9 protein-coding genes and 1 riboswitch are annotated in these 11,189 nt (G+C 29.8%); of the genes, 7 read left to right on the top strand and 2 right to left on the bottom strand.

From position 1 onward, the window contains the following. Window positions 1-15 precede the first annotated feature (15 nt). Both G594_RS18865 and G594_RS0111850 read left to right on the top strand, forming a co-directional pair. A complete protein-coding gene (locus G594_RS18865) occupies window positions 16-1,359 on the top strand; it encodes an IS110 family RNA-guided transposase (protein WP_051195994.1) in 1,344 nt (447 codons plus the stop codon). Window positions 1,360-1,909: 550 nt separating this feature from the next. Beyond that, on the top strand, window positions 1,910-3,559 hold the full coding sequence (locus G594_RS0111850; RefSeq protein WP_027098785.1) for a nucleoside kinase: 1,650 nt from the start codon (window positions 1,910-1,912) through the stop codon (window positions 3,557-3,559). Between the two features lie 196 nt (window positions 3,560-3,755). Here the strand turns inward: G594_RS0111850 and G594_RS0111845 are convergent, their stop codons facing one another. After that, entirely contained in the window at window positions 3,756-4,235 is a 480-nt protein-coding gene (locus G594_RS0111845; RefSeq protein WP_027098784.1) for a hypothetical protein, read from the bottom strand. Window positions 4,236-4,365: 130 nt separating this feature from the next. Here G594_RS0111845 and sdaAB point away from each other — a divergent pair, with 130 nt between their 5' ends. The 4 genes from sdaAB to recQ all read left to right on the top strand — a co-directional run bounded on the left by sdaAB (window position 4,366) and on the right by recQ (window position 8,623). Next, the gene (gene sdaAB, locus G594_RS0111840) at window positions 4,366-5,046 is read left to right on the top strand and encodes an L-serine ammonia-lyase, iron-sulfur-dependent subunit beta (protein ID WP_027098783.1); all 681 of its coding nucleotides are present in this window, start codon (window positions 4,366-4,368) and stop codon (window positions 5,044-5,046) included. Beyond that, on the top strand, window positions 5,046-5,927 hold the full coding sequence (gene sdaAA / locus G594_RS0111835) for an L-serine ammonia-lyase, iron-sulfur-dependent, subunit alpha (protein ID WP_027098782.1): 882 nt from the start codon (window positions 5,046-5,048) through the stop codon (window positions 5,925-5,927). Before sdaAB ends, sdaAA begins: the two co-directional genes overlap by 1 nt. Before the next feature lie 28 nt (window positions 5,928-5,955). After that, a riboswitch (TPP riboswitch) is annotated at window positions 5,956-6,063 on the top strand. Between the two features lie 246 nt (window positions 6,064-6,309). After that, complete coding sequence (thiW, locus tag G594_RS0111830; protein ID WP_027098781.1) at window positions 6,310-6,813, top strand: energy coupling factor transporter S component ThiW; 504 nt, start codon at window positions 6,310-6,312, stop codon at window positions 6,811-6,813. A 49-nt stretch (window positions 6,814-6,862) separates the two neighbouring features. Beyond that, window positions 6,863-8,623, top strand: coding sequence for a DNA helicase RecQ (recQ, locus tag G594_RS0111825; RefSeq protein WP_027098780.1), 1,761 nt, complete (start codon window positions 6,863-6,865; stop codon window positions 8,621-8,623). Between the two features lie 133 nt (window positions 8,624-8,756). On the opposite strand, the gene G594_RS0111820 is transcribed toward recQ, so the two are convergent. Next, entirely contained in the window at window positions 8,757-8,963 is a 207-nt protein-coding gene (locus G594_RS0111820) for an alpha/beta-type small acid-soluble spore protein (RefSeq protein WP_027098779.1), read from the bottom strand. Between the two features lie 300 nt (window positions 8,964-9,263). Here G594_RS0111820 and G594_RS0111815 point away from each other — a divergent pair, with 300 nt between their 5' ends. Further along, the gene (locus G594_RS0111815) at window positions 9,264-11,186 is read left to right on the top strand and encodes a PrkA family serine protein kinase (protein WP_027098778.1); all 1,923 of its coding nucleotides are present in this window, start codon (window positions 9,264-9,266) and stop codon (window positions 11,184-11,186) included. The last annotated feature ends 3 nt before the right edge of the window (window positions 11,187-11,189 follow it).

Raw genomic sequence — 11,189 nt, 5'->3', positions numbered from 1 at the left:
TGGAGGAAAAGATTTATGAAGAAGGTGTTTATTGGAATTGATGTAGGGAAATTTAAAAATAGTATCAGTATTATAGATACTGAAGGGAATCCAATTGTAAAAAAAGGACTTAGTATCGAGAATGACTATTATGGATTTGCTAGATTAGAGGAGCAAATAGATTTAATTATAAATAATTATGGCTTTACTTATGATGATTGTATAGCAGGTGTTGAATCAACAGGACATTATTGGTTTAATCTTAGAGATTATTTAAAAGATATCGGAATTGAAACAGTAATGATAAAAACAGATTCAGTAAAGCATAGAAGGGCATTAGAGGAAGGGCAGAAAGGAAAAAACGATACATTAGATGCTAGAGTAATAGCAAGTTGTCTTAGAAATGGGAATTATGTTTATATAAGAGAGAATGAAAGAGAATTAAGATCATTGCAAAAGTTGACACGTATGAGAAATGATATAAGTGATGAATTAGTAGCATTAAAGAATAAAATACATAGATGTATAGATATATGCAATCCGGTATTTTTTAAGATTTTTGAAAACTTGAATAGTAAAACAGGAGTAGCACTAATAAAGCTATATCCTTCACCGGAAGATATAATAAATGTTGATCTAGATAATATAAAAAGAGAGCTTGGCGAAATTGTAGACAAACCTAATATGAGAATGGTGAGTTTATATAAGGAAGAGTGTGAGATTTGGGGTAGGCTAATTAAAGAGCCTTCATATGCTGAAAAAGTAGAGATGGTAGCTTATATAGATAAATTTTTATTACAAAATAAATCTAAGGAGCATTTAGATAAGCAAATAAAAGAAATAGCAAAAAATATAATTCCTTTATATTCTGAGTTTGAGCAGATAAAAGGTATTCCATTAATACAATTAATATCGGTTTTAAGTGAAATAGGAGATATTAGAAATTTTAAAAATACTAGAGCAATATTAGCGTTTTTGGGCTTAAGTTTAAAAGGAAATGCTTCGGGAAAATACATAGGTGAACGAAGAATAAATAAGGCTGGTTCACGTATAGTTAGAAAACATCTATTTAATATAATGGATAGTTTAGTAAAACATAATGAGTATTTTAGAATAGCCTATTGTTACTATAAATCATATAATCATAAGAATCCAACTAAAAAAAGATCAATGCAAATTGCAGTAATGTGTAAATTTGTTAGAGTAATGTATGGAATGTTAAAACATAATACCAATTTTGATTATAAAGAGATGTTAAAAGGCTATTATTTTGGTGATTGTAATATGAAAGTGTTTAAAGAAGAATTTGAAGGAGAAAAGAGAACTAAGAAAATAGAGAATTATAAATTGGCATATAGTATATTTGTAAATTATAGCTAATTCCTAAATGTGGTAGTAAATAATAGGTAAGAGAAGATAATTTGAAAAAAGGTTAGAGAAGATATCGTTAATAAAAAGGAATATTGAATTTGAGTATGACAATAGAATAATCTATAATTAAATCGTAATGTAGGTGGAATTATACACTTAGAGCATAAAAATGACTCGGATAGAGAGAATTAATCACATTACACCATAGTATAACATGCGGATTAGGTGTTTTAGTAAAGCATTTATGCTTATACGGAGAAACGGGAGTGTTAGCAGTTATACATAATTATAATAGTGTAAAAGCATACGATTTAATTATTCGTCTAGGCTTTTGCACTATTTTTTAAATGAAAATGTGTTAAGGTCTTTTTGTCATACAATAAAATAAATAAAGAGCAGTATAGTGGTTATTTTATATACTATAATATATGATAAAAAGAAATAGTTATGAAATTCTAAGAAAAAGTGAGTATAATTAAAATAATTTCGTTTAATAGAGGGAGGTGTATAATAATACTAATGAAAAAATCAAAGGATTTGTAAGAAGGGAGAGAATTATATGAATTACTTAAATCTTACTATTGGGAATAAAAAAATTAAGGTGAAAAAAGGTACTACTTTTAAAGATGTTGTAAAAGAATATGCTATAGATAGCTTAGTAGTTTTATGTGAGTTAAATGGAGATTATTATGAATTAGCTATGGAAATACCAGCTGATGGAGATATAAAGTTAATTGATGCAAATAGTGAAATAGGATGGAAGATATATTCAAGAACTCTTCAATATATCTTTATAAAGGCTACTCTAGATATTTTTAAAGATGCAATTATTAAAATAGAGCATTCTATTTCAAAAGGAACATTTGGTGAGATTTATAAAACTCAACCTTTAAATAAAGAAGATATAAATAAAATAAGAAAACATATGGAAGATTTAATTGAGAGAGATATTCCAATAAATAAAGTTCAAGTATCTAAGGAAGAAGCAATAAAGATATTTGAAGACTATGGAATGATGGATAAGGTTAAATTATTAAAGCAAGTTGATTTAAAGACGGTTAAGTTATATGAATTAGATGGAAGATATGATTATTTTTACGGACAAATGGCATATTCAACTGGAATAATAAAGGCCTTTGACCTTATACCATATGCTCATGGTTTTGTTTTAAGAAATCCTACAGAAGAGGATGTTACAGTATTACCTGAGTTTAAGGAGCAAAAGTCATTAGCTAATATTTTTTATGAGACAGAAAGATGGTTGGATATACTTGGAGTAGGGGAAGTTGGAAGTCTAAATAAAAAGATTATAAGTAAAGGACTTACCAATTTAATTTTAGTTTCTGAAGCACTACATGAAAAGAAAATAGCTTATTTAGCAGATAGTATTTCAGCAAAGAAGAATGTAAAGGTAGTTTTAATTGCTGGCCCATCTTCTTCTGGAAAAACTACTTTTGCGAATAGGCTTGGAATACAACTAAGAGTTAATGGGTTAAATCCAATACCAATATCTTTAGATGATTATTTTGTAGATAGAGTTCATACTCCAAGGGATGAAAACGGAGAATATGATTTTGAATCAATTGAAGCTATTGACTTAAAGTTGTTTAATAAAAATCTAAAATATCTTTTAGATGGTAAGGAAGTAGAGATCCCAAGTTATAATTTTAAGACAGGAAGTCGTGAATGGAATGGTCATAAACTAAAATTACCTGGAAATGGTGTAATTATCGTTGAAGGAATTCATGGATTAAATCCATCATTAACAGATGCTATAGAAGATGATAAAAAATATAAAATATATATATCTGCCTTAACTCAATTAAATCTTGATAACCATAATAGAATTGCAACAACAGATGTAAGAAAAGTTAGAAGAATAGTTAGAGACTATTTATCAAGAGGTTATGGAGCAGAAGAAACTTTAATGATGTGGCCTTCAATTAAAAGAGGAGAAAGAAAAAACATTTTTGTATATCAAGAGGAAGCTGATGCAATGTTTAACTCAACATTAGTATATGAATTATGTGTATTAAAACCATATGCTATAAAAGAACTTGAGAAAATAAAGCCAGGTAGTCCGGTGTATAATGAAGCTGTGAGGTTAAGATCATTTTTAAACTTCTTTAAAGAAATTGAATTCAGTGATGTGCCAGAGAATTCCATCTTAAGAGAATTCATTGGAGGAAGTTGTTTTTATAAATATTGAAGAGAGGTTGCTAAGTAACTTCTCTTTTTAAATAGCTTAATCTTAATAATAAAAATAATATTATTTTTATTATTAAGAAAAGAATTTTTCTTATAATAATTCTAAAAAATATATATTTATATAAATATGTAAATATACAACAATAAAAAAAGAGAATCCTTGCTATAGATTCTCTTTTATCAGTATCAATATTAAACTATCTACTTAACTTTTTAACTGCAACATTTTTATTTTCTAATTTCTCTATTAGGTAATCAATATCTCCAGCTTTAAGAATATAAGATAACTTTTTCGCTTTATCATTAAATTCAAAGGAGATAATTTTTTTGGGAGAACCTTTGTCCCATTTAACAGTTACGCACCTTATGCTCTCATATTTAAATTTATTATTAAATAGAACCATGCTATCTCTAGAAAACATTACTAGATTAAAGACAAAAGAAACAAAAAGCAAAACAAAAAATAAAATTATTCCTATAGTTGTAGTTTCAACAACAGACATATATAAAAGTAGTAAAGCAGCACAGAAAAAGTTCATTTTATCTTTGAAAAATATTTTAAGATGTAACTCTCTTTGATTTCCATAAAAATCACATATGTTTAATAAGAAATATAAAGCAAATAATATTCCTAGGAAGATTGCAAAACCAAAAATTATATTAAGAATAATGTTCATAAAAAAATCCCTTTCATTGTTGTGGGGGGGAATAAATTCCATAAATTAAGTATAGCAAAATAAAGATTGATAATACAGATAAAATTACTTAAACTAAAAGTAAAATAACTAATGATTAAGGAGAGGTTTTATGAAGAGCGTAGGCGTTTTTGATATTTTAGGTCCTATAATGGTTGGTCCATCAAGTTCTCACACTGCAGGAGCTGCAAGACTTGGAAAAGTAGCAAGATCTGTAGCTAATGGTCCCTTAAAAAGCGTAAAGTTTTTATTGCATGGTTCTTTTGGGAAAACCTATAAGGGACATGGAACAGATAGAGCATTAGTTGCTGGAATACTTGGAATGGAGCCTAGTGATATAAGATTAAGAGAGTCTCTAGAAATTGCTAAGAGAGAAGGGTTAGAATTTGAATTTATAGAAACAGATTTAGGAGATGCTCACCCAAATACTGTTAAGTTTATTATGGAAACTAAGAAAGGAAATTACTGTGAAGTTATAGGTTCTTCCATTGGTGGAGGAAGTATACAGATAACAGAAGTAAATGGCAATAAAGTGGAATTTACTGGAGATTATCCAACATTAATAATATCTCACCAAGATGTACCTGGAGCAGTTTCTAATGTTACCTCGATACTTTATAAAGAACACATAAATATTGCTTTTATGAAGGTTTTTAGAAAGCAAAGAGGTAAGGGGGCTACAATGGTATTTGAAGTAGATAATAGATTAAACGATGATGTAATAGATGAAATTAAAGGGATAGATTCTATAAGTAGAGTTATTAGAATAAATCCAGTTAAGGAGGAGGAATAATGGATATAGCAAGAAGTGGAGAAGAACTTTTGAAAATTTGCCAAGAGGAGAATATATCTCTTAGCGAATATGCTATAAGATATGAAATAGAAGATAAGGGAATATCAAGAGAAGAACTTTTTGAAAAGATGAGAAAAAATCTACATGTTATGATAACATCTGCTAACGAGGGAATGGAAAAAGAAGTTTATTCAGTTAGTGGTCTTATAGGTGGAGATGCATATAAATTAAAAAAGTATCTTGAAAAAGGAGAGACATTAACAGGGGATACTATGGTATTAGCCATGGCTATGGCATTATCCTCATCAGAAGTAAATGCAGCTATGGGGAAAATTGTAGCATGTCCTACTGCAGGTTCTTGTGGAATATTACCGGCAGTTATTTTAGCAGCAGGAAAAAGATTAAATAAAACAGAAGATGAAATGATAGAAGGATTATTTGCATCAGCAGCTGTGGGAATGATAATAGGTATGAATGCAACACTAGCTGGAGCAGAAGGTGGATGCCAAGCAGAATGTGGTTCAGCTTCAGCAATGGGAGCAGCAGCTGTAGTAGAAATGATGGGTGGTACTCCTAAGATGAGTTTAGATGCAGGTGCAATAGTACTAAAGAATGTACTTGGACTAGTATGTGACCCAGTTGCTGGATTAGTTGAAATACCATGCGCAAAAAGAAATTCTTCGGGAGCTATTAGTGCTTTATGTACAGCTGATTTGGTTATGGCAGGTGTAGAATCAAAAATACCTTTTGATGATGCAGTTTCTGCAATGTATAAGGTAGGTAAATCTCTTCCAGCATCATTAAGAGAAACTGCTTTAGGTGGAGTTGCTATAACTAAAGCAGGATTAATGCTAAAAAAGAAAGTTTACGGAGAAGAGTAAAACTGGTAAGATAAAAGTGAAAATTACATAAATTTACTAGGGGAGCTAGTGCTCTGGCTGAGAATGGAAAGAAAGTTCCTAAACCCTTGAACCTGATATGGTTAGAACCATCGTAGGGAAGTGATAAATTAAAAATATAAAAGTTTATTTGCGTGGCCCTATTAGGCTACGCTTTTTTATTCTTTAGGAAAGTAGATTTATTATTAATTGAGGATAACTTCAACAATTTGGCTATATATTCGCTAATTTATGCCTAAAGAATTAAAAAAATTATATGAGATTGGTCTTTTGCTCACATGCTTTTCTTAAAGCAGAGTGTGATGAAAAAATCGAAGACTCGGTAAGTTCATATTGACGATTTTTTTACGAATTGGAGGTAAATATGGAGAAAAAGGGATTATCAAAAAAATTAGCATTAAGTGGTGTGCTTATAGCAATAGCAACTATATTGGGAACTTTTTCAATTCCTATATTTGGAGCAAGAATGTCCCCAGTACAACATTTTGTAAATGTGGTTACAGCTGTTACATTAGGTCCAGGATATGCTTTAGGAAATGCATTTATAGCTTCTACCCTTAGAAATATTTTAGGTACTGGCAGTCTTTTAGCCTTTCCAGGGAGTATGATAGGAGCATTTTTATCAGGAGTTTTATATAAAAAGTTTAATAATATAGAAGCAGGATTATTAGGAGAAATAATTGGGACAGGCTTTATAGGGGCCTTAGTTGCATATCCCATTTCAACTTTAATCTTAGGTAAAGAAGTTGCACTGTTTGCTTATGTTATACCATTTTGTATTAGCTGTATAGGTGGAGGAATAATAGCTTATACATTTTTAAAGATATCAACAGTTAGAAAAGTTTTGTTCTCTTTTTTTATTGATTAAAATATTGTAAAATGGACAATAGTAAAGAAATATAGAAAGAGGTGAGTATTTGAATATCAAAGATACAGCTTTATATGCATTAAAAAAATTTTATGGATATAATAGCTTTAGACCAGGGCAAATGAACATAATTTTTAATATTCTATCTAAGAAGGATGTTTTTTGTATAATGCCAACAGGCGCTGGTAAGTCAATTTGCTATCAAATACCAGCCTTAATAATGAATGGTGTTACCTTAGTAATATCTCCTTTAATATCCTTAATGAAGGATCAAGTAGACTCCCTTAAGGAGAATGGTATTACTGCTACATATATAAATAGCACTCAAAGTATGGAGGAAATAAAGGATATACTTAAGGATGCATCTTTAGGTTTATATAAATTAATATATATTGCACCAGAGAGATTAGAGTCTAAAGTTTTTGTTCAAATGATAAGAAATTTACATATTTCGCAGGTGGCGGTAGATGAAGCACACTGTGTTTCAGAATGGGGACATGATTTTAGAATTAGTTATAGATATATAAAACCTTTTGTGGATTTGTTACCTAATAGGCCAGTTATATCTGCATTTACAGGTACTGCTACAGATGAAGTTAAAGAGGATTCTATGAATCTTTTAGGACTAAGAAATCCAATAAAATATGTAGGTGATATAAATAGAGAAAATCTTTCTATTAATATTTTCAAAGAAGAGGATAAGTTAGAAGGAATTAAGGATATTATAAGAGAGCATGAAGATGAATCTGGAATAATATACTGTTTGTCTAGAAAAGAAGTGGAAAATTTATATACTTATTTAAGGGAGTATGGGTATAATGTATCAATGTATCATGGAGGGCTAGAAGATTATGATAAGGAAAAAGCTCAAGATGATTTTTTATTTGAAAGAACAAATATTATGGTAGCTACTAATGCATTTGGTATGGGAATAGATAAATCAAATGTAAGATACATAGTTCATTGTACAATTCCTAAAAATCTTGAATCTTATTATCAAGAAATTGGTAGAGGGGGAAGAGATGGGGAAGCTTGTAAGTGTTATCTTTTTTATAATAGAGATGATATACGAAGAGTAGAGTTTATATTAAATAAAAGTAGTGGGTTTAAACGTAAGGAAATTGCCTTAAGAAAACTTCAGTCTATGATAGACTTTTGTGAAGAAGATGGTTGTTATAGAGCATTTTTATTAAAGTATTTTAATAAGGAATGGTCTAGAAATTATTGTGGAAATTGTAGTAATTGCCTGGGAAATGATGAAGTAAGGGACTTTACTAGGGAAGGACAAATTATTTTGTCAACTGTATATAGAACCCGTGAAAATTACGGTATATCAGTATTAATTGATATTTTAAGAGGTATAAAAGGACCTAAAATAATAGAGAAAAACTTAGACAAAATAACAACTTTTTCGTTAATGAAGGACTATAGTTCATCATTTATAAAAGCTATAATTAATGAAATGCTTACACAGGGATATGTTAGCTTAAAGGAGGGAACATATTCTATGTTAAAGTTAAATAATAAATCTATGGATATACTTTTAGGTAAAGCAGACATGTACTTATTAGTAAAAGAAGATGAAAAGCCTATAGATGAAGAATTATTCCATAAATTAAAGCTTTGGAGAAAAAGTAAGGCTATTAAAGAAAATATTAAACCATACATTATTTTTTCAGACTCATCACTTATATCAATTGTAAATCGATTACCAAAGAGTATTGAAGAATTACTCCAAGTTAGAGGTGTTGGTGAGAAGAAAGTAGAGAAGTATGGAGATGAAATTCTGAAATTACTATCTAATGAATAAATAGGAGAGAAGTTGGTAAACAACTTCTCTTTTTGCTTACCTATAGTAGGAGTGGGGGATATTTGTTTCCATGTGACTTGGAACTTTCCACGGAACAAACAAAATAAATATCCTCCCTACCTTTTTTGTTATATTATTTAAGTGAATTTTCGTATTGTTGAACCATTCTCTTAACCATTTCTCCACCGACACTTCCATTTTGTTTAGAAGTTAGGTTACCCTTGTCAGTATTTTCATAGTCTTGTAATCCAAAACTTGAAGCTACTTCATTTCTAAAAGTATTTAATCCTTTTTTAGCTTCTGGAACTAAATTTCTGTTACCACTATTGTTTGAAGACATACCTGTCTACCTCCTTATATTTAAAAAGATTGTACAAATATTGTACAATCTTATGTTGTCCATGTAGCGAAAGAATAAACTATGAATATGTATCCTTTTACGGTTTTAGTATACTAATTTACATATTTAATGAAGTATAGGTGTTTACTGTAAGTTTATAAAGGTAATTAGTTTTCATTTAGGAATAAATTATTTGTGAAAAAAGTTATATTAATAGTCTTATTATTCATTAAAAATTCTTTGATAGGAATACTCTATAACTTTTGGTGAATATATTTTAAGTAAAAGGAGGGAGTGCATATGAACTTCAAAGAATTTATAGAAAGCGATAGAGAGGCTAGAAACAAGCAGAAATTTGAAGGGAATTTTTTGGATTATCTTGAAATTATAAAGTCAAATCCTGATATTGCTAAACTAGCGCATAAAAGAATGTATGACATTATAGTAGGCAAAGGGGTTGAATTACTAAAAGCTGAAGAGAATCCCAGGGTTAAAAAGATATATGGTAATGAAACTATAAGAAAATATGATTTTTTTAAGAATGATTTTTATGGAATAGACAAGGTTATTATGAAACTTGTTAATTACTTCAATTCTGCATCTATGAAGGGAGAAGAATCTAGGCAAGTTCTTTATTTAGTTGGGCCTGTTGGAGCTGGAAAGTCATCTTTAGTTGAAAGCTTAAAGAAGGCATTGGAAGAAGCTGATCCTATATATGCTCTTAAGGGTTGTCCGATGCATGAAGAACCACTACATCTAATTCCTAAACATTTAAGACCAAAATTTGAAGAACTATTAGGAGTACAAATAGAAGGAGATTTATGTCCTGTATGTAGATATAGGTTAATGCATGATTACAATGGGAAGTATGAAGAGTTTCCTGTGGAAACAAAGACTTTCTCAATAAGATCAAGAAAGGGTATTGGAGTAGTACCACCAGTAGATCCTAACAATCAAGATACATCTATATTAACAGGTTCAATAGATATTTCTAAAATGGACATGTATGCTGAGGATGATCCAAGAATTTTTTCTCTAAATGGTGCCTTTAATGTTGGTAATAGGGGGCTTGTTGAGTTTATAGAGGTATTTAAAAATGATGTTGAATATCTTCATACAATAATTACAGCTACTCAAGAAAAGTCTGTGCCATCTCCAGGAAAAGGATCGATGATTTATTTTGATGGACTTATAATTGCTCATTCAAATGAAGCAGAATGGAATAAATTTAAATCAGATCATACCAACGAAGCTATTTTAGATAGAATAGTAAAAATAGAGGTTCCATATTGCTTAGAGTTAGATGAGGAAATGAAGATTTATCAAAAAATAATTAAAAAGAGTAACTTTAAAGCACATATAGCTCCACATACAATTGAGGTTGCTGCTATGTTTGCAATTCTTTCAAGACTTTCTCCATCAACTAAAGTTGATCCTATGACAAAGTTAAAAATTTATAATGGTGAAGAAATTGTAGAAAAGGGAACAACTAAGAGAATAGATATTATGGAGCTTAGAGAAGAATCAGGAACTTATGAGGGTATGAAGGGGATATCAACTAGATTTATTGTAAAAGCAATAGATAATGCATTATCAAACTCAGAGTGTGACTGTATCAATCCATTAAGCATAATGGAGAGCATAATAAAATCAATTAAGGAGATGGATATTGGAGCTGATGATAAGAAGAAGTATCTAGGATTTATACAAGACACTATTAGGAAAGAATATAACAAGATGTTAGAGAAGGAAATTACAAAGGCCTTTATCCATTCATTTAGAGAACAGGCTGAAAGTCTTTTTAATAATTATATAGATAATGCAGAAGCTTTTGTTAATAAGAGTAAAATAAAAGATACTTCTACTGGTGAAGAATTAAATCCAGATGAAGAGTTTATGAGAAATATTGAAGAGCAAATAGGAGTTTCTGAATCTTCTAGTAAGGGATTTAGGGCAGATGTAACCTCATATATGTTCTATCTAGTAAGAAGCGGGGCAAAGATAGATTATACATCCTATGAACCATTAAAAGAGGCTATAGAAAAGAAACTTATAGCATCAGTAAAGGACCTTTCAAGAATAATAACTAAATCTAGGGTAAGAGATAAAGAACAGGCAGAAAAGTACAATGCAATGGTAGAGGAAATGAAGAATAATGGATATTGTATGCATTGTTGTGACGTTATCTTAAAGTATGCTGCAAATAATTTGTGGAAGGATTGAAAC

Origin of the sequence: Clostridium paraputrificum AGR2156 (genome assembly GCF_000424025.1) — a bacterium.
Taxonomy (GTDB): Bacteria; Bacillota; Clostridia; order Clostridiales; family Clostridiaceae; genus Clostridium; species Clostridium paraputrificum.
The sequence above is the reverse complement of the archived record's forward strand: the minus strand, read 5'-3'. Positions and strand labels throughout refer to the sequence as shown.

What these genes read in the sequence shown, in the direction of transcription:
- G594_RS18865 (WP_051195994.1), top strand. Translation starts at nt 16, where the DNA reads ATGAAGAAGGTGTTTATTGGAATTGATGTAGGGAAATTTAAAAATAGT.
- G594_RS0111850 (WP_027098785.1), top strand. Translation starts at nt 1,910, where the DNA reads ATGAATTACTTAAATCTTACTATTGGGAATAAAAAAATTAAGGTGAAA.
- G594_RS0111845 (WP_027098784.1), bottom strand. Translation starts at nt 4,235, where the DNA reads ATGAACATTATTCTTAATATAATTTTTGGTTTTGCAATCTTCCTAGGA.
- sdaAB (WP_027098783.1), top strand. Translation starts at nt 4,366, where the DNA reads ATGAAGAGCGTAGGCGTTTTTGATATTTTAGGTCCTATAATGGTTGGT.
- sdaAA (WP_027098782.1), top strand. Translation starts at nt 5,046, where the DNA reads ATGGATATAGCAAGAAGTGGAGAAGAACTTTTGAAAATTTGCCAAGAG.
- thiW (WP_027098781.1), top strand. Translation starts at nt 6,310, where the DNA reads ATGGAGAAAAAGGGATTATCAAAAAAATTAGCATTAAGTGGTGTGCTT.
- G594_RS0111820 (WP_027098779.1), bottom strand. Translation starts at nt 8,963, where the DNA reads ATGTCTTCAAACAATAGTGGTAACAGAAATTTAGTTCCAGAAGCTAAA.
- G594_RS0111815 (WP_027098778.1), top strand. Translation starts at nt 9,264, where the DNA reads ATGAACTTCAAAGAATTTATAGAAAGCGATAGAGAGGCTAGAAACAAG.